The sequence below is a fragment of the Burkholderia dolosa genome, assembly GCF_902499135.1.
Lineage (GTDB): Bacteria > Pseudomonadota > Gammaproteobacteria > Burkholderiales > Burkholderiaceae > Burkholderia > Burkholderia dolosa.
The window spans coordinates 58333-76374 of record NZ_CABVPR010000013.1 but is presented as its reverse complement, the minus strand read 5'-3'; the positions used below and the strand labels follow the sequence as shown (position 1 = coordinate 76374).

Here is an 18042-nt window from a genome sequence, read left to right as displayed (position 1 = left end):
GGCCTCGTCCGGTGCGCCCGACGTTCGAACTTCCGCTTGACCCTCACGTAGCGTAACGTTCGACACTCCAGTGTGCGCATCGAACGGAGGGAAACATGCGGCTGAAAGTGGGAGAACTGGCGAAACGCAGCGGGCTGACCGTCCGCACGCTTCATCACTATCACGCGATCGGCCTGCTGACGCCTTCGGCGCGCGCCGACAACGGCTACCGGCTGTACGACCGCGACGACGTCGCGCGGCTCCACCAGATCCAGGCGCTGCGTCGCTTCGGACTGTCGCTGGCCGAAATCGGCGATTACCTGAACCAGCCCGGCACCCCGCTCGTCGATCTCGTCGCGAAGCAGATCGCGTCGCTCGACCGTCAGCTCGCGCAAGCGTCGCAGTTGCGCGAGCGGCTCGTGAGCCTGCACGCGCAGCTCGCCGCGGGCACGGAGCCGGAGCTGTCCGATTGGCTCACCACACTGGAGTTGATGACCGTGTACGACAAATATTTTTCCGATGAAGAACTCGCGCGCATGCCGATGTACCGCAAGAGCCAGACCGGCGATGCGGAATGGATCGCGCTCGTCGCCGACGTGCGCGCGCTGCACGATGCGGGCGTGCCGCCGGAGGACGACCGCGTGCGCGCGCTCGCCGATCGCTGGATGACGCAGCTCGTGCGCGACACCGCCGGCGACCCGCGGCTGCTCGCGAAGCTGAACGTGATGCACGAGCGCGAGCCTTCGATGCAGACGAAGATCGGCATTTCGACCGAATTGCGCGACTACGTGCTGAAGGCCGTGGCCGAAACGAAGATGCGGATCTTCGAGAAGTATCTGAATCCGGACGAGATCCGCTTCATGCGTGCGCACTACGGGCAACGCGCGATGGAATGGCCGCAGCTGGTGGCCGACGTGCGCGATGCGCTCGAGGCCGGCAAGCAGCCCGACTCGCCGGAGGGCCGCGCGCTCGCGCAACGCTGGCTCGATCTGTTCCGCAGCTACGCGGGCGACGATCCGGCCACGCACGCGAAATTCCGCGACGCGATGGCGAACGAGCCGGCGCTGATGAAGGACGCGTGGGTCGACGACACGCTGCTCGGCTTCATGCGCGCCGCGATCGCGCAGCTCGCGCCGGTGCGCTGAGCGGTCGGCGCCGACGGCGGTGTGCGCGTCGTGACGTGCGTGCCGTGCCTGAGTTGCGTGCTGCGTGCCCTGCGCGACGTGCGCGTTGTCGTGACGTCCGTGCCGGCGGCGACGCACCGCCGTTGCGGCCGGCATGTGACGGCGGCGCGGTACGGCGCATCGGCCGGCATTCGTCGCGCGGCCCGCTTGCAAGAACGCGCAGGCGGGCCGCGCGCTTCACCACTTGCAGCCCGTATCGCGCACCGCGTCGAGCGCGAGCATCGGCAGCGCGAGCAGCCCGGCGCCCGCATACGCGTTCCGGCAATCGGCGCGCCGCGCGTTCGACATGCCGGACGCCAGCGTCGCATCGGCGGTAGGACGACGCGGTGCCGCGCTTGCCGCCGATGCGCCCAGTGCGTTCACCGTCGCCTGCGCCGCGCTGCGACCGACCGCACCCGCCCTGCCGATCGTCGCCAGATCGCGCGCCCAGTCGACATCGGGCGCAGCGCGAGCGTCGGCGCGTTGCTCGCGTCGCTCCAGCGCGGCGTTCGCGGCGTCATGCGCGCCCGTCGCATCATCGGCAAGCGAACGCGTCGTGTTACGCGCGTTCGGTGCGACCGCAGAACGTCGTGTCGATCGCGCGGTGCCGCGCGTGCTGGCGTCGGGCGCGATACGCGCGGCCGCATGCGGTAACGGCGGCGAACGCGGCGCCGGCGGCATCGCAGGAATCAACCTGACGCTCAGCGCGATCCGTGCGGACGCATCGACTTCCGGTCGAGCCGTGCCGGCCGCGCTCGACGTCCATTGCAGCACGAGCCATCCGAGCACGTGCAGCGACAGAGCCGCGACACAGGCCAGCGCGACGACGTGCGGCCGCTGCCGCCGCCGCGCTTCCCCCGCTCGCAGCGACGATGCGTCAATCCGGCTCGCCGCCGTCATCGGTGAACGCCAGCAGGTCGCCCGGCTGGCAGTCGAGATAGCGGCAGATCGCCTCGAGCGTCGCGAAGCGGATGCCCTTGACCTTCCCCTGCTTGAGCAGCGACAGATTCTGTTCGGTGATGCCGACGGCCGCCGCGAGGTCCTTCGAGCGAACCTTGCGGGTCGCGAGCATCACGTCGAGCTTGACCACGATCGTCATCGCGCGCCTCAGACGAATTGCCGATGTTCGGCGTCGAGTTCGCTCGCCTGCCGCAGGATGTGCGCGATGACCGCGATGCATGCAGCGGTAAACAGCGCGACGACGTACGGCAGCGTAAAGCCGACGCTGACGACGCGATGCCCGGCCGGCTCGCGCATCGTCGCCCAGACGGTCAGCAGCGGTTCGCACAGCACGCTGAGCAATACCCACATCCCGATCGCGCGCCCGGTCTTGCCGAGATGGCCGGCTGCCTGCGCGGAGAAATAGTCGCGGCGCGCGTACGTGCGAAACAGCTGGCGCAGATGATGAAGGCCGGTCGCGAGCGCGACGAGCGGCACGCTCGACAGCACGATGCCGACCGCCTTCTGCCACCACGGGAATGCGGCGACGTCTACCTGCAGGCCGGACATCACCGAGTCGGTCAGGCCGAACACGAAACCGGGCCCGGCATGCGTCGCGTTCAGCGACGGGAAAACCCAGCATGCGGCGTTCAACGCCAACATGCCGACGATGAACCACAACGTAACGGCAGCCATCCGCTGGCTGATGCGGGCGATGCGATCGGTGTGCATGGTTTGCCTCGACGAGCGTGGAAGATGCGCCGATTGTACGCCAAGAATTATCGTAAAACGATAATTAATTGTTGTCCCAATGTGATTTTTTATCGCCGAACGTGCTTCCAAGCGCCTTCAGCCGCCGGTAAAGCGTCCGCTCGCTGATGCCGACGCGTTCGGCGAGCGCCTTGCGCGTGCCGCCGAATTCCGCGGCGATGCGCGCGAGTTCGGCGTCCGTCGTCGCGCCGGCCGCGCGCGTGCCGTCGCGCGGTGCATCCGCGGCCGCCGCGAGTTCGGGCGGCAAGTGCTCGACGCGGATCGTGCCGTCGTCCGCGAACAGGCATGCGCGCTCGAGCACGTTGCGCAGTTCCCGGATGTTGCCGGGCCACGCATAGGCGTCGAGGCACGCGAGCGCGCGTTCGCTCAGCACGCACGGCCGCGCGCCGGCGTCCGTCGCCGCGCCGGCCCGCGCGTTCGCGATGCGCCGCAGGATCGATTCGGCGAGCAGCGCGACGTCGCCGCGCCGCTCACGCAGCGCGGGAAGCGCGATCGGAAACGCGTTGATCCGGTAATACAGATCCTGCCGGAACCGGCCGTCGGCGATCATCTCGCGCAGCGGCTTGTGCGTAGCCGCGACGAGCCGGAAATCGGCGCGCAGCGTCTCGACGCCGCCGACGCGCCGGAACGTTCCCGACTCGATCAGCCGCAGCAGCTTCACCTGCATCGGCAGCGGCACGTCGCCGATCTCGTCGAGGAACAGCGTGCCGCCCTGCGCGGTCTCGACGAGGCCCGGCTTGCGCTGGTTCGCGCCGGTGAAGGCACCCTTCTCGTAGCCGAACAGCTCGCTCTCGAACAGCGTTTCGGCGATTCCCGAACAGTCGACGACCACGAACGGGCCCATCGCGCGGCCGCTCGCCTCGTGCAGCGCGCGCGCGAACAGCTCCTTGCCGGTGCCCGATTCGCCGAGCAGCAGCACCGGCAGCGTCGACGGCGCGACGCGCTGCAACGCGCCGAGCGCCGCGTTGAACGTATCCGCGCTGCCGACGAGCCCTTCGGCGCTCGGCTGCGCGGACGCGCTGCGCACCGTCGTCAGCCGCTCGACGTACGCGATCACGTTGCCGAGCGCATCGAAGATCGGCCGCAGCTCGACGTCGACGTGCTCGGGGCCGCGCGGCGTGTGATGAATGTGCAGCACGCGGTTCAGCCCGCGCGACTCGAGCGCCTGTTTCATCGGACAGTGTTCGCCGGCCTGGTCGCACGGCACGTCGTAATGATGGGAGACCTGGAAGCAGCGCCGCCCGACGTGCTCGACGCCGGCCACGCCGAACTGGCGCCGGTACGCATCGTTCGCCGCGAGGATCCGGTAGTCGGGATCGACGACGATCGTCGGCTGCGGGTCCTGTTCGAGATAGGCGACGAGCGCGCGAACGTCGGGCGCGAGTTCGCGCGGCGGCGCGGGAACGATCGGGATGGTGTCGTGCGGATTCATCGGCGGGCTCGGTGGAGGACGGCGGATCGACTGCCAGCATGGGCTGCCAATTCTGCCACGGCACTGCCAAACGTGGCAGTTCGATCGTGCAATCGCCGCTCGGGTCGCGCCGGCGCGCACTGAAAAACCGAGCACGATCAAGCATTTGCACCGCCGATTTTGGCCGCGAACCCGATTGGCATGCTTCTTGAGAACGAAAGGTGCGATTGCAGATGCAGAACCGATCGAGGACATCCCGTGAGCCACACCTCCACGCTGTCGGTCGAAGGCTTTTTCGACCCGGCGACCCACACCGTCAGCTACCTGCTGCTCGATACGGCAAGCCGTGCGTGCGCGCTGATCGACAGCGTGCTCGACTACGACCCGAAGTCCGGCCGCACGCACACGGCGAGCGCAGACCGGCTGATCGCGCGCGTCGCCGAGCTCGGCGCGACCGTGCACTGGCTGCTGGAGACGCACGTGCATGCCGACCATCTGTCGGCCGCGCCGTATCTGAAGGCGCGCGTCGGCGGCCGGATCGCGATCGGCTCGCAGGTGCGCCGCGTGCAGCACGTGTTCGGCCGGCTGTTCAACGCGGGCCCGGGCTTCGCGCAGGACGGCAGCCAGTTCGACCGGCTGCTCGACGACGGCGACACGCTCGCGCTCGGCGCGCTGACGATCCGCGTGTTGCACACGCCCGGCCATACGCCGGCTTGCGTCACGTATTGCGTCGACGACGCGACGCAGCGCGCGGCGTTCGTCGGCGACACGCTGTTCATGCCCGACTACGGGACCGCGCGCTGCGACTTCCCCGGCGGCGATGCGCGCGCGCTATACCGGTCGATCGCGCGCGTGCTCGCGCTGCCGCCGGACACACGCGTCTATCTGTGCCACGACTATCAGCCCGGCGGACGCGACGTGCAGTTCGTGACGACGGTGGCCGAGCAGCGCCGCGCGAACGTGCACGTGAAGGACGGCGTGACGGAGGACGAATTCGTCGCGATGCGCACTGCGCGCGACGCGACGCTCGACATGCCGGTGCTGATGCTGCCGTCCGTGCAGGTCAACATGCGCGCCGGGCATCTGCCCGAGCCCGAAGACAACGGCGTGCGCTATCTGAAGATCCCGCTCGACGCGATCTGACCGACTTCCCCCGACCGGAACCTCCGACATGATCCTTCGCAAGCTGACCGACACGCTGTCGGTATCGCCGCAGATCGCGGCGGCCGACCTGCCCGCGCTTCACGCGGCCGGCATCCGCGCGATCGTCTGCAACCGGCCCGACGGCGAAAGCCGCGACCAGCCTGGCGTTGCCGAGATCCGCGCGGCCGCCGCGCCGTTCGGCATCGACGTCCATTACCTGCCGGTCGCCGCCGGCCACGTGACGGCCGAGCAGGCCGCGCAGTTCGGCGTGCTGGTCGCGTCGCTCGACGCGCCGGTGCTCGCGTACTGCCGAAGCGGCACGCGGTCGGCGACGCTGTGGACGCTGTCGCAGTCCGGCGGCCCTGCATCGCCGGGCGCCAGCACGACGGCGGCCGGAACCGGCGACAGTGCCGACGCACGCACCGCCGGCATCGCGCCAGCCGATTCGCAGCCGTTGCCCGCAGTCGACGCGCGGCACGACGTCGTGATCGTCGGCGCCGGCGCGGCCGGCATCGCGGTCGCATCGAGCCTGCTCGCGCGCGATGCGTCGCTCGACGTCGCAGTGATCGATCCCGCCGAATTCCACTACTACCAGCCGGGCTGGACGATGGTCGGCGCGGGCGTGTTCCGGCCCGAGTCGACCGAGCGCGCGATGGCCGACGTGCTGCCGCGCGGCGTGCGCCGGATCCGCGCGGCGGTCGCGCGTTTCGAGCCCGACGCGCACGCCGTCGTGCTCGAGCACGGCCGACGCATCGGCTACCGGAAGCTCGTCGTCTGTGCGGGGCTCGAGCTCGACTGGCACGCGATCGACGGCCTCGTCGACACGCTCGGCCGCCACGGCGTCACGTCGAACTACCGCTACGACCTCGCACCGTACACGTGGGAACTGGTACGCGCGTTCCGCGGCGGCCGTGCGCTGTTCACGCAGCCGCCGATGCCGATCAAGTGCGCGGGCGCGCCGCAAAAGGCGATGTATCTGTCGTGCGACCACTGGCGCCGTACCGGCCGCCTGGCAGCGGCGAACGTCGAGTTCCTGAATGCGGGCGGCGCGCTGTTCGGCGTCGCCGACTACGTGCCCGCGCTGATGGAATACGTGAAGCGCTACGGCATCGCGCTGTCGTTCGGCCACAATCTCGTCGCGATCGACGGCCCCGCGCGGCGCGCGACGTTCGTGCGCACGCTGCCGGACGGCGGCACGCAAACCGTCAAGCGCGCGTTCGACATGATCCACGTCGTGCCGCCGCAGAAGGCGCCCGGTTTCGTGCGCGCGAGCCCGCTCGCCGACGCGGCCGGCTGGATCGACGTCGATCCGGCGACGCTGCGGCACAAGCGCTTCGCGGACATCTTCGCGCTCGGCGACGTCACGAACACGACCAACGCGAAAACCGCCGCGGCCGCGCGCAAGCAGGCGCCGGTCGTCGCGCACAACGTGCTCGCATCGCTCGGCCGCGCGCACCGCGACGCCGCGTACGACGGCTACGGCTCGTGCCCGCTGACCGTCGAGCGCGGCCGGATCGTGCTCGCCGAATTCCTGTACGGCGGCAAGCTCGCGCCGACGTTCCCCGCATGGCTGATCGACGGCAAGCGCCCGTCGCGGCTCGCATGGCTGCTCAAGGCGCGCATCCTGCCGCCGCTCTACTGGAACGCGATGCTCAAGGGCCGCGAATGGCTCGCGAAGCCGGCGATTCGCGCAGCGGGCGCCGAGCGCTCGGCCGGGTGACGCGATGCTGATCTCCGTCGTACTGGGCGGCTTCGTCGGCGCGGTGCTCGGCCTCACGGGCGCCGGCGGCGGGATTCTCGCGGTGCCGGCGCTCGTCGTCGGGATGGGCTGGCCGATGCAGCAGGCGACGCCGGTCGCGCTCGTCGCGGTCGCCGGCAGCGCGGCGCTCGGCGCGCTCGAAGGTTTTCGTCGCAGGCTCGTCCGCTATCGCGCGGCACTGCTGATGGCGGCGGCCGGCGTGCCGCTCACGACGCTCGGTGCGCGGCTCGCGCACGTGCTGCCGCAACGCGTGCTGCTCGCGCTGTTCGCGCTGACGATGCTCGTCGTCGCCGCGCGGCTGCTGCGGCAGGCGTTGCGGCGCGCGTGCGCCGGCTCCGACACGTCGCCGCTGTGCGTCGGCCGCGTGAATCCCGATACGGGCCGGCTCGTGTGGTCGTGGCCGGCCGCGCTCGCGCTCGCATCGACCGGCGCGGTAACGGGCCTGATGACCGGGCTGCTCGGCGTCGGCGGCGGCTTCGTGATCGTGCCGATGCTGCGCAGGTTCACGAACGTGTCGATGCACGGCATCGTCGCGACGTCGCTGATGGTGATCGCGCTGGTCGGCACCGGCGGCGTGTTCGCGACGCTCGTGTCGGGCACGCGCGCGCCGCTCGACGTGATGCTGTGGTTCACGGCCGCGACCGCGCTCGGGATGGCGGCCGGACGCGGCGCATCGCGGCGCCTGTCGGCGCGGCACGTGCAGGCCGGCTTCGCGGCCGTGCTCGTGTGCGTGGCGCTCGGCCTGCTCGCGAAGGCGGCGTTCGGCGCATGAGCCGCGTCCGATAGCGGGCCGACGTGCGCAGCCGACGCACGCGGCCACCGGCGAACGCGCCGGCGCACGGCCGCGCCGCCTCAAACGAAACGCCCGGCGCGACTCGTCGTCGGCACCGGGCGCTTTGTCGTTGCGGCAGCGTGTTCGTGCGCGTCAGCCCGCGAACGCCGCGGTCCGCTTGCGCTCCTGGCGCAGCATCACGAAGTTCGCGACCACGACGCCGACCGTCACCGCGATGATGAACAGCGTCGCGAGCGCATTCATCTCCGGGTTCAGGCCGAGGCGCACGCGCGAGAACACGACGAGCGGCAGCGTCGTCGAGCCGGGGCCCGACAGGAACGCGGACAGCACGAGATCGTCGATCGACAGCGTGAACGACAGCAGCCAGCCGGCGATCAACGCCTGCGAGATCAGCGGCAGCGTGATCGTGAAGAACACCTTCAGCGGCGTCGCGCCGAGATCGAGCGCGGCCTCCTCGAGCGACGGGTTCAGCTCGCGCACGCGCGACTGCACGATGATCGCGACGTACGAGATGCACAGCATCACGTGGCCGAGCCAGATCGTGAAGATCCCGCGTTCGGCCGGCCAGCCGATCCATTTCGCGAGCTCGATGAACAGCAGCAGCAGCGAAATCCCCTGGATGACTTCCGGAATCACGAGCGGCGCGTTGATCATCCCGCTGAACAGCGCGAAGCCGCGAAAGCGCCCCATCCGCGCGAGCACGAAGCCGGCCCACGTACCGATGAACACCGACGCGAATGCGGTCAGCACGCCGATCTTCAGCGACAGCCACGCGGCGCTCAGCAGTTCGTCGTCGTCGACGAGCGCCGCATACCAGCGGAACGAGAAACCGGACCACACGGTGACGAGCTTCGACTCGTTGAACGAATAGACGATCAGGCTGACGATCGGGATGTACAGGAACGCGAAGCCGGCGAACAGCGCCGCGAACTGCAGATAACGATTCGGCTTCATCGGCGGCGGCCCTCCTGCTCCTTCGCCTGGAAGTGCTGGAACATCGCCATCGGCACGAGCAGCAGCAGCACCATCGCACAGGTCACGGCCGACGCCATCGGCCAGTCGGCGTTGTTGAAGAACTCATTCCACATCACGCGGCCGATCATCAGCGTATTCGCGCCGCCGAGCAGTTCGGGAATCACGTACTCGCCCACCGCCGGGATGAACACGAGCAGGCAGCCGGCGATGATCCCGTTCTTCGACAGCGGCAGCGTGATCCGCACGAATGCGGTCCACGGCTTGGCGCCGAGGTCGTACGCGGCCTCGAGCAGCCGCAGGTCCATCTTCACGAGGTGCGCATAGAGCGGCATCACGAGGAACGGCAGGTACGAATACACCATCCCGATGTACACCGCGTAGTTCGTGCGGTACAGCTCGATCGGCGTATGGATCAGGCCGATCCACATCAGGAAGTTGTTCAGCAGGCCGTTGTTCTTCAGGATCCCGATCCACGCATACACGCGGATCAGGAACGACGTCCAGAACGGCAGCATCACGCCCATCATCAGCAGGTTGCGGGTCGCCGGGTTCGAGCGCGCGATGTAGTACGCCATCGGATAGCCGATCAGCAGACACAGCAGCGTCGTGATCGCGGCGACCAGCACCGAGTTCACGTAGGTCGCGAAATACAGGCTGTCCGAGAACAGGAACGCGTAGTGCGACAGGTTCAGCGCGATGTGCACGACACCGTCCGCGTACGACACGAGCTCCGAATACGGCGGAATGCCGAGCTGCAGCTCCGCGAAGCTGATCTTCACGACCAGCACGAACGGCACGAGGAAGAACAGCACGAGCCACGTGAACGGCCCGGCGACGACCGCGGTGCCGCCCGTCAGGTTGAAGCGCCGCGCCGGCCACGCGAGCAGGGACTTGAGCGCGCTCATGACGTCAGCACCACGCCCGCCGTCGCGCTCCAGCGCACGTAGATCTCGTCGCCGAGCGCGGGCGTCTCGAGCTCCGAGATCGCGAGGCTCGACACGTTCGCGATCACCGTCTTGCCGCCGTCGAGCTTCACGTGATACAGCGAGTAGCCGCCCATGTACGCGACGTTCGTGATCCGGCCGCGCGCCCAGTTGAACGCGCCTTCGGGCGGCTTGCGCGTGAGCGCGATCCGCTCCGGGCGCACCGACACCGTGACCGGCATCCCGAGCGGGCCCGTGATCCCGTGGCTCACGTACAGGCGGCTCGGCAGCTGCGGCGACTCGATGTACACGTGATCGGGTTCGTCCTCGACGGTCACGCCGTCGAACAGGTTCGTCGAGCCGATGAACTCGGCCGAGAAGCGGCTGTTCGGGTATTCGTACACTTCGTTCGGCGAGCCGGTCTGCACGATCTGCCCTTCGCTCATCACCGCGAGCCGATGCGCCATCGTCATCGCTTCTTCCTGATCGTGCGTGACCATGATGCAGGTCACGCCGACCTTGCTCAGGATGTTGACGAGCTCGATCTGCGTGCGCTGGCGGATCTGCTTGTCGAGCGCGGACATCGGCTCGTCGAGCAGCAGCAGCTTCGGCCGCTTGACGAGCGAGCGCGCGAGCGCGACGCGCTGCTGCTGGCCGCCGGACAATTGATGCGGCTTGCGCTTCGCGTACTTGCCCATCTGCACGAGCTCGAGCGCCGCGGCGACGCGCTCCTTCAGTTCGGCCTTCGGCGTGCCCTCCTGCTTCAGGCCGAACGCGACGTTCGACTCGACCGACATGTGCGGGAACAGCGCATACGACTGGAACATCATGTTCACCGGCCGCTTGTACGGCGGCATGTGCGCGAGGTCCTCGCCGTCGATCAGGATCTTGCCCGACGTGATCGTCTCGAAGCCCGCGAGCATGCGCAACAGCGTCGACTTGCCGGAGCCCGAGCTGCCGAGCAGCGCGAACAGCTCGCCCTGACGCACCGTGAGGTTCACGTTGCGCACGACTTCGGTCTCGCCGAATTTCTTGACGACGTCGACGATCTGGACAAAGTTCTCCGCGCGCGCGCCGGCGCCGGACGAGGAAACGAAGGACGGCGCGCCCGCGACCGGCGCACCCGACTGGCTATTCATGATGTGCTGCTTCTCTCCTGCGTTTGACGAACAAAGCCCCCGGGGACACCAGGGGCTTCATGACTGCTGGCTACACTTCGGCTCGCGTCAGCGTCCCGACTTCAGCTCGGTCCACAGACGCGTCTGCAGGCGCTGGATCTCGGGCGGCAGCGGCTTGAGCAGGAACAGCGTCTTCACGACGTCGGCCGGCGGATAGACGGCCGGGTCGTTCGCGACGTCGGGCCGCACGTACTTGCGGGACTCGGCGTTCGCGCTCGGGTAGTACACGGCGTTCGTGATCGCCGCGTGCACCTTCGGATCCTCGATGTAGTTGATCCACTGCAGCGCGGCGTCCTTGTTCTTCGCGTCCTTCGGAATCGCCATCACGTCGAACCACACCGGCGCGCCGCCCTTCGGAATGTAGTACTCGATCTTGTACGGCTTCTTCGCCTCGATCGCGCGATGCTTCGCGATCACGACGTCGCCCGACCAGCCGAACGCGAAGCAGATGTCGCCGCCGACCAGATCGTTGATGTAGCCCGACGAGTTGAACTGCGTGATGTACGGACGGATCTTCTTCAGCACGTCCATCGCGGCCTTGTAGTCGGCCGGGTTCGTGCTCATCGGATCCTTGCCGATGTAGTGCAGCGTCGCCGCGAACATCTGGTCGGGCGCGTCGAGCACCGACACGCCGCAGGCCTTCAGCTTCGAGATGTTTTCCGGCTTGAACAGGATGTCCCAGCTGTCGAGCGGCACCTTGCCGAGCGCCTGCTGCGCCTTCGCCACGTTGTATGCGAGGCCGGTCGTGCCGTATGCCCACGGCACCGTGTACTTGTTGCCCGGATCCGCGCCGGCGACGAGCGCCATCAGCTGCGGATCGAGATACTTGAGGTTCGGGAGCTTCGACTTGTCGAGCGGCGTGAAGATGCCGGCCGCGATCTGCTTGCCTGCGTAGTTGCTGGTCGGCACGACGATGTCGTAGCCGGAGCTGCCGGTCAGCAGCTTCGCCTGCAGCGTGTCGTCGCTGTCGTAGTTGTCGTAGCGGACCTTGACGCCCGTCTGCTTCTCGAAGTTCGGGATCGTGTCCTTCGCAATGTAGTCGGACCAGTTATAGACATTGAGCTGCGTATCCTTCGCCGCTGCCGCCGATGCACCCACGCACAGCGCGAGCGCTGCGAACCGGCCCACCACCTTTGCTTTCATCCCGCTCTCCCTCCGGCCGGACCGCTTGTCCGGCTGCCGTCTGCCCCGTCATGGCGGCGCGTTTCGGCGCACCGCCCCTCGAAAACCCCGAACGCTACCATCATTCGCGCTCCGTCACAAAAAAATCATGCCGGTGTCGCGCAAACGGAACAGATTCCCGTCGCGAGCGCGACGGGGCCGCCGCCGAGGCGCGCGTTCCGGGGGCAATTCTATCGGGTAATCGACGGCTGTCCATCCGGAAAAGAACCGCGCGTCGCGGCATCCGCGCGTACCGGCGGTACGCGGCTTGCCGGCTCGACCGTCGCCGCGGCAACGCGCGGCCGGCGCGGGCGCCGATGCGTGCCAAGGCCGCGCGTGCCGATGCATTAAAATGGCGCGCTGACGATCCGACTGCGCGAACCCTGACGATGGCCTCCAATCTCCACGACCTGCCCGACAGCCCCTGTATCGGCGTGTGCTCGACCCTCTTCGACGAAGTCTGCAAGGGTTGCGGCCGCACGGCCGCCGAAGTGTCGAACTGGGTGTTCCTGAGCGACGAAGAAAAGCGTGCGGTGTGGGAGCGCATCCGGCACGAAGGCACCGCGATGCGCTTCCAGCACGACAAGCTGTAAATCCGCCGCACAAAAAAAGAGCGGCATGCAGACCGCCATGCCGCCAACCCCAACTCCGCTGTTCCTGCCGCGCGTCTAGAACTTCATCCCGACACCGACGCCGACGATCAGCGGATCGATGTGCAGCGTGCCGATGCCGTTGCCGCCGAGCGTCGCATCGGTACTCATCCAGATCTTCTTCACGTCGACGTTCACGAACATCTTCTTGCTGACCTGCACGTCGACGCCGAACTGCAGCGCGGGGCCGAAACTGCTCTTGTCGATCGACACGCCCTGCCCGCCGACGTTGAGCCCGTTGTTGTAGAAGTACGTGTAGTTCAGCCCCGCGCCGACGTACGGCCGCACCTTGCCCGCATGGTTGAAGTGGTACTGCAGCAGCAGCGTCGGCGGCAGCACGTTGACGCCGCCGAGATGGCCGACGCTCGACGTCACCTGGTGCCGCGACGTGCCGAGAATCAGCTCGATGCCCAGGTAGTCGCGGATCATGTACGTGAAATCGAGCTCCGGCACGATCGCGTTGTTCACGCCGGTGTGGAGCGCGCCGAGCGTGTCGCTGCCGCGCTCGTTCGGCTGGATGCTGATCGCGCGCACGCGGGCCAGCACGTCGCCCTGATAAATGCCGTCGCCGGGCGACGCCGCCAGCGACGGCGCGGCGATCGCGGCAAGACTCGCCGCCACGGCGGCAACGGTGATACGACTTCTGATCGTTCGATGCATGGTACGGACCCCCAAAGAATGGTTTCCATTCTCCCTATAGGGTCTTTCGGCCGTCTTGACGTTCGTCAAGCCAGCGTAAACGTGGGGCGGTTTGCCGCAGGCTCGCGTGCGCGGCCGGTCAGCAGCAGGTCGAGCAAGTCGCGCACGCTGCGGATCGCACGGCCGAACGGCAGCGGCTCGCGGCCGCGGAAGAACAGTCCGTTCGCGACGTCGCCGCGCAGCGCGGCCGCAAGGCGCGTATCGATGCAGAAATGGCCGAACTTTTCGATGCCGTCGCGCAGCCCGCACACGCTCAGGCATTCGAGCGCGGTCGGGCAGCGCTGCTTCAGCGCGCCGAGCTTGTCGCGAATGCGCGTCTCGTTGCGCAGGTAGCGATCGAGCCACGGCGTTCTGACCGCGCGCGCCGGCAGCCCGGTCACGCTGACGAATTCGACGATGTCGTCGGGCGACGCATCCGCGAGCACGCGCTTGAAATTCGGATGCGCGTCGCCCTCCTCGGTCACCGCGAACGGCGTGCCGACCTGCACGCCGTTCGCGCCGGCCGCCAGCGCCGCGCGCACCGCGTCGTGACTGTTGATTCCGCCCGCGACGATCAGCGGAACGGCGTCGCGCGCGACGCCGAGCGACGCCATCGTCCGTGCGGCGTCGTCCAGCACGCGCGCGAAATCGAAGCGCGCGTCGTGCATGTCGTCGAGTTGCGTGACGCCCAGATGGCCGCCCGCATGCGCGGGATGCTCGATCACGATCGCGTCGGGCAGCCGCCCTTTCTTCATCCATTTCTTCAGCACGAGCGCGATGCCGCGGCCGTCCGACAGGATCGGGATCAGCGCGACGTCGCGGCCGTGCGTGAGATCGGGCAGATCGAGCGGCAGACCGGCGCCCATCACGATCGCGTCCGCGCCTTCGTCGCACGCGACGCGCACGTAGTCCGCATGCGCGCTCACCGCCTTCATCACGTTGACGGCGATCATTCCGCGCCCTTCGCCGTACGCCTTCGCGAGGCGGATCTCGCGGGCGAGCGCGTCGAGGTTCGCGGCTTCCAGCGTCGCGCGATCGGGGTGCGCGCGACAGCGTGCGAGCAGGTCCGCATGGTGGTGGCGCAGATCGATGCTCGCGATCGTGCCGAGCGCGCCTTCGCGCGCGACGCTGCCCGCGAGGCGGTGCGCGGAAATCCCGACACCCATGCCGCCCTGCACGACGGGCAGCAACGTGCGGCCGCGGATTATCAGCGGCGGAAAGGAAGTGCGTACGGTCATCGGTCGTCTCGTCGAAACATCGGAAACCGCGATGATCGGCGATCGCGCGGCGCGCACGTTGACGGCCGTCAACAAAAACGGCATGTGAGCGTGCTGCGGAAGATTCGTCCGGCGGCGCGATTCAGTCCGGCCGGCTTACGCCGCCTTCGGTCGATGGAGAATCGGCGCAGATTCGAGCTGCCGCGTCCGATCTACCGGGAGCGGCAATTCGAGCGGATATGCGCAAGGCGGCAAAGCCCGGCAACCGGACGAAATGCCCGAACGGTGTGCGGCCCGGTCGATTTTGCGGGCTGCGGCGTCCGCGCGACGCGCGTGCGCGGTGTGGCGCGCATCGTGCTATGTTTTTACTATCGGCGCCGGCCGCTGCAGCCCGCGCCACCCGGAATCGATGCCTTTCGTGAGCGCTGCCATGACCGACGCATCCCCTACCCTCGGCTCGCACGACCGCCTGGAACTGCTTTGCTGGCTCACCTGCGGCAACCTCGGCGCGTTTTACCTGAACGAATCCTGGCCGGACGCCGCGTTCCAGGTCCAGGCCGCCCACCGCTGGCTCGACCGTCATCACCGGCAGGCCGACTGGCTAACCATCGCAAAGCTGGCCGCGCTCGCGCAGGACATCGCGAAGCGGCACGCCGGATTCGTCGATGCGTCATGGGCGCGCGACGCGGTCGAGGAAATCGTCGACACCGACGATCTCGACTACCGCGCGAAGCTCGTCCAATGGGTGTACGACGACTGCTGCAAAGCGCTCGCGGACAAGCGGCTCGCGGATTGACGCGGGCGGAACGGCCGGCGCGGGCCGTCGCGCTGCGCGAATCGATGATCGCGTCGTCCGCTGCACGGCGGACGTGCCGAATGCGTCGGTCCTGACGAATCGCCTTCATCTGCGCGCCGGGCGGCCACGATCGCATCGCGGCGATCGCCGCGCGCACCCTCCCTGCGCTACCGCTCGCTCGCCTGACAACAAGCATGCGTGCGGACGCAAAAAAGCCCGCCAGGCATCGGCCTTGGCGGGCTTCCGGGTCGCTCAGCCCCGCCGCAGCGGGCCGGGCATCACTCCTGTCCCTGGCTCGCCAGGAAATCCTCGTAATTGCCGCCGAAGTCGACGAGCGTGCCGTCCGTGCGCACTTCGATGATCCGGTTCGCGAGGCCGCTGACGAACTCACGGTCGTGCGACACGAAGATCAGCGTGCCTTCGAACTTCTCGAGCGCGATCTGCAGCGATTCGATCGACTCCATGTCCATGTGGTTCGTCGGCTCGTCCATCAGCAGCACGTTGTGGCGGCCGAGCATCAGCTTGCCCCAGATCATGCGGCCCTTCTCGCCGCCCGACAGCACCTTCACCGACTTCTTGATGTCGTCGGCCGAGAACAGCAGGCGGCCGAGCGTGCCGCGCACCATCGTCTCGTCGTCGCCGTCCTTCCGGTACTGGTCGATCCAGTCCATCAGCGTGACGTCGTCCGGGAACTCCTCGTACGTGTCCTGCGGCATATAGCCGACGTTCGCGTTCTCGGCCCACTTGACCGTGCCGCCGTCGAGCTGCAGGCTGCCGTGCAGCGCACGCAGCAGCGTCGTCTTGCCCGCGCCGTTCTCGCCGATGATCGCGATACGCTCGCCGGGCTGCACCGACAGATTGAAGTTCTCGAAGATCGTGCGGTCGTATTTCTTCGTGATGCCTTCCGCGACCACTGCGATGTTGTGCAGCTTCTTCTCGAACTCGAAGCGGATGAACGGGTTCTGGCGCGACGAAGGCTTGAATTCCTCGATCTTGATCTTGTCGATCTGCTTCGCGCGACTCGTCGCCTGGCGCGCCTTCGACTTGTTCGCCGAGAAACGGCGCACGAAGTCCTGCAGCTCGGCGACGCGCTCCTTCGCCCGCGCATTGGCCGCGGCCTGACGCTCGCGCGCCTGCGCGGATGCGAGCATGTAGTCGTCGTAGTTGCCCGGCCAGACCTTCAGCGTGCCGTAGTCCATGTCGGCCATGTGCGTGCACACCGAGTTCAGGAAGTGACGATCGTGCGAGATGATGATCATCGTCGAGTTGTACTCGTTGAGCGTGTGCTCGAGCCAACGGATCGAGTTGATGTCGAGGTTGTTGGTCGGTTCGTCGAGCAGCAGCACGTCGGGCTTCGAGAACAGCGCCTGCGCGAGCAGCACGCGCAGCTTCCAGCCTGGCGCGACGTCGCGCATCGGACCGTTGTGGAACTTCTCGTCGATGCCGATGCCGAGCAGCAGCGCGCCGGCGCGCGCTTCGGCGTCGTAGCCGCCGTACTCGGCGAACTTGCCCTCGAGCTCCGCTGCGTGCATGTAGTCGTCGTCGGTGGCGTCCGGATTCGCGTAGATCGCGTCGCGCTCGGTCATCGCGGCCCACATCTCGGTGTGGCCCATCATCACGACGTCGAGCACGCGCACGTCTTCGTACGCGAACTGATCCTGGCGCAGCTTGCCGAGACGGATGTTCGGCTCGAGCGCGACGTTGCCGGCGCTCGGCTCGAGATCGCCGCCGAGGATCTTCATGAACGTCGACTTGCCGCAGCCGTTTGCGCCGATCAGACCATAGCGGTTGCCCTCGCCGAATTTGACCGAGATGTTCTCGAACAGGGGCTTCGGCCCGAATTGCATCGTGATGTTGGCAGTAGAAAGCACGGCAGGTCCCGTTAGGAGATAAATCGACGGAAAACCGTGTATTTTAGCAGGTGTCGGAGAAACTGCCGACCACCCGCCCACGCGCCGTTTCGATTCCGCCGTTGCGGACTCCGGCTGCGCGTCGGGCGGCCCGCCAACCCGACGGCACGCGCGCCATCGCCGTCCTACCGGAATCCCCATGACTGCCAGCCAGCTTCGCGAACAACTCGTCGGCGCATGGCGCCTCGTGTCCTACGAAGTCCGCCCGCGCGACGGCGGCACCGTCACCTATCCGCTCGGCCGCGACGCGCGCGGCTGGATCCTGTATACGCCCGACGGCTACATGTCGGCGCAGCTGATGGCCGCCGGCCGGCCGCCGTACGCGGACGGCGACCTGCAGGGCGGCACCGTCGAAGAACGCGCGGCCGCGGCCCGCGGCTATATCGCGTATTCGGGCCCGTACCGCGTCGACGACGACGGCACGCTGACGCACGAAATGGACGTGAGCCTTTATCCGAACTGGATCGGCAACGTGCAGCAGCGCGCGGTTCACGTCGACGGCGACCGGCTGCAGCTCGGCACCGCCGAGCCGGTACGCGTCGACGGCCGGGAAGTCGACGCGGTGCTCGTGTGGGCGCGCGCGTCGCGCTGATCGG

General features: G+C 67.9%; 17 protein-coding genes and 2 pseudogenes. 8 read left to right on the top strand and 11 right to left on the bottom strand.

Annotation, left to right across the window (positions count from 1 at the left end):
* The first annotated feature begins 95 nt into the window (after positions 1 to 95).
* The gene (locus tag BUB20358_RS08630; protein ID WP_006764267.1) at positions 96 to 1124 is read left to right on the top strand and encodes a MerR family transcriptional regulator; all 1029 of its coding nucleotides are present in this window, start codon (positions 96 to 98) and stop codon (positions 1122 to 1124) included.
* A gap of 216 nt (positions 1125 to 1340) precedes the next feature.
* Here the strand turns inward: BUB20358_RS08630 and BUB20358_RS08625 are convergent, their stop codons facing one another.
* The 4 genes from BUB20358_RS08625 to BUB20358_RS08610 all read right to left on the bottom strand — a co-directional run bounded on the left by BUB20358_RS08625 (position 1341) and on the right by BUB20358_RS08610 (position 4284).
* Positions 1341 to 2042, bottom strand: coding sequence for a hypothetical protein (locus tag BUB20358_RS08625; RefSeq protein ID WP_035972326.1), 702 nt, complete (start codon positions 2040 to 2042; stop codon positions 1341 to 1343).
* Complete coding sequence (locus BUB20358_RS08620) at positions 2020 to 2241, bottom strand: helix-turn-helix domain-containing protein (RefSeq protein ID WP_035972324.1); 222 nt, start codon at positions 2239 to 2241, stop codon at positions 2020 to 2022. Before BUB20358_RS08620 ends, BUB20358_RS08625 begins: the two co-directional genes overlap by 23 nt.
* 8 nt (positions 2242 to 2249) lie before the next feature.
* On the bottom strand, positions 2250 to 2813 hold the full coding sequence (locus BUB20358_RS08615; RefSeq protein WP_006764265.1) for a DUF2975 domain-containing protein: 564 nt from the start codon (positions 2811 to 2813) through the stop codon (positions 2250 to 2252).
* Between the two features lie 64 nt (positions 2814 to 2877).
* Positions 2878 to 4284, bottom strand: a complete 1407-nt coding sequence (locus BUB20358_RS08610; RefSeq protein WP_035972321.1) for a sigma-54 interaction domain-containing protein — start codon at positions 4282 to 4284, stop codon at positions 2878 to 2880.
* Positions 4285 to 4521: 237 nt separating this feature from the next.
* Between BUB20358_RS08610 and BUB20358_RS08605 the strand changes: the two genes are divergently transcribed.
* The 4 genes and pseudogenes from BUB20358_RS08605 to BUB20358_RS08595 all read left to right on the top strand — a co-directional run bounded on the left by BUB20358_RS08605 (position 4522) and on the right by BUB20358_RS08595 (position 7937).
* On the top strand, positions 4522 to 5406 hold the full coding sequence (locus BUB20358_RS08605) for an MBL fold metallo-hydrolase (protein WP_006764264.1): 885 nt from the start codon (positions 4522 to 4524) through the stop codon (positions 5404 to 5406).
* A 28-nt stretch (positions 5407 to 5434) separates the two neighbouring features.
* Positions 5435 to 5765: pseudogene (locus BUB20358_RS28765) on the top strand (protein tyrosine phosphatase family protein); the annotation flags it as partial.
* Positions 5766 to 5869: 104 nt separating this feature from the next.
* Positions 5870 to 7126: pseudogene (locus BUB20358_RS08600) on the top strand (NAD(P)/FAD-dependent oxidoreductase); the annotation flags it as partial.
* A gap of 4 nt (positions 7127 to 7130) precedes the next feature.
* Positions 7131 to 7937: a sulfite exporter TauE/SafE family protein gene (locus tag BUB20358_RS08595; RefSeq protein ID WP_035972317.1), complete on the top strand. Its 807-nt coding sequence runs from the start codon at positions 7131 to 7133 to the stop codon at positions 7935 to 7937.
* 153 nt (positions 7938 to 8090) lie between these two features.
* Here the strand turns inward: BUB20358_RS08595 and BUB20358_RS08590 are convergent, their stop codons facing one another.
* The 4 genes from BUB20358_RS08590 to BUB20358_RS08575 form a co-directional block, all read right to left on the bottom strand.
* Positions 8091 to 8912, bottom strand: coding sequence for an ABC transporter permease subunit (locus tag BUB20358_RS08590; protein ID WP_006764261.1), 822 nt, complete (start codon positions 8910 to 8912; stop codon positions 8091 to 8093).
* Entirely contained in the window at positions 8909 to 9838 is a 930-nt protein-coding gene (locus BUB20358_RS08585; RefSeq protein ID WP_006764260.1) for an ABC transporter permease subunit, read from the bottom strand. Before BUB20358_RS08585 ends, BUB20358_RS08590 begins: the two co-directional genes overlap by 4 nt.
* Complete coding sequence (locus tag BUB20358_RS08580; protein WP_006764259.1) at positions 9835 to 10995, bottom strand: ABC transporter ATP-binding protein; 1161 nt, start codon at positions 10993 to 10995, stop codon at positions 9835 to 9837. The genes BUB20358_RS08585 and BUB20358_RS08580 overlap by 4 nt, the downstream gene beginning before the upstream one ends.
* 87 nt (positions 10996 to 11082) lie before the next feature.
* Positions 11083 to 12177 carry a polyamine ABC transporter substrate-binding protein gene (locus tag BUB20358_RS08575; RefSeq protein WP_006764258.1) on the bottom strand — a complete coding sequence of 365 codons (1095 nt, stop codon included), beginning with the start codon at positions 12175 to 12177 and terminating at the stop codon, positions 11083 to 11085.
* A 407-nt stretch (positions 12178 to 12584) separates the two neighbouring features.
* Between BUB20358_RS08575 and BUB20358_RS08570 the strand changes: the two genes are divergently transcribed.
* Entirely contained in the window at positions 12585 to 12788 is a 204-nt protein-coding gene (locus BUB20358_RS08570) for a DUF1289 domain-containing protein (RefSeq protein ID WP_035972316.1), read from the top strand.
* Between the two features lie 75 nt (positions 12789 to 12863).
* Here the strand turns inward: BUB20358_RS08570 and BUB20358_RS08565 are convergent, their stop codons facing one another.
* Together BUB20358_RS08565 and BUB20358_RS08560 are read right to left on the bottom strand one after the other, a co-directional pair.
* Positions 12864 to 13505: an OmpW/AlkL family protein gene (locus BUB20358_RS08565; RefSeq protein WP_006764256.1), complete on the bottom strand. Its 642-nt coding sequence runs from the start codon at positions 13503 to 13505 to the stop codon at positions 12864 to 12866.
* 65 nt (positions 13506 to 13570) lie between these two features.
* Entirely contained in the window at positions 13571 to 14761 is a 1191-nt protein-coding gene (locus BUB20358_RS08560) for an NAD(P)H-dependent flavin oxidoreductase (RefSeq protein WP_035972315.1), read from the bottom strand.
* Positions 14762 to 15170: 409 nt separating this feature from the next.
* Here BUB20358_RS08560 and BUB20358_RS08555 point away from each other — a divergent pair, with 409 nt between their 5' ends.
* Positions 15171 to 15536 (top strand): hypothetical protein, encoded by a 366-nt coding sequence (locus tag BUB20358_RS08555; protein ID WP_035972313.1) that lies wholly within the window; start codon positions 15171 to 15173, stop codon positions 15534 to 15536.
* 278 nt (positions 15537 to 15814) lie between these two features.
* Here the strand turns inward: BUB20358_RS08555 and BUB20358_RS08550 are convergent, their stop codons facing one another.
* Positions 15815 to 17407: an ABC-F family ATPase gene (locus tag BUB20358_RS08550; RefSeq protein ID WP_035972312.1), complete on the bottom strand. Its 1593-nt coding sequence runs from the start codon at positions 17405 to 17407 to the stop codon at positions 15815 to 15817.
* A gap of 178 nt (positions 17408 to 17585) precedes the next feature.
* Between BUB20358_RS08550 and BUB20358_RS08545 the strand changes: the two genes are divergently transcribed.
* A complete protein-coding gene (locus BUB20358_RS08545; protein ID WP_006764252.1) occupies positions 17586 to 18038 on the top strand; it encodes a lipocalin-like domain-containing protein in 453 nt (150 codons plus the stop codon).
* Positions 18039 to 18042: the final 4 nt, after the last annotated feature.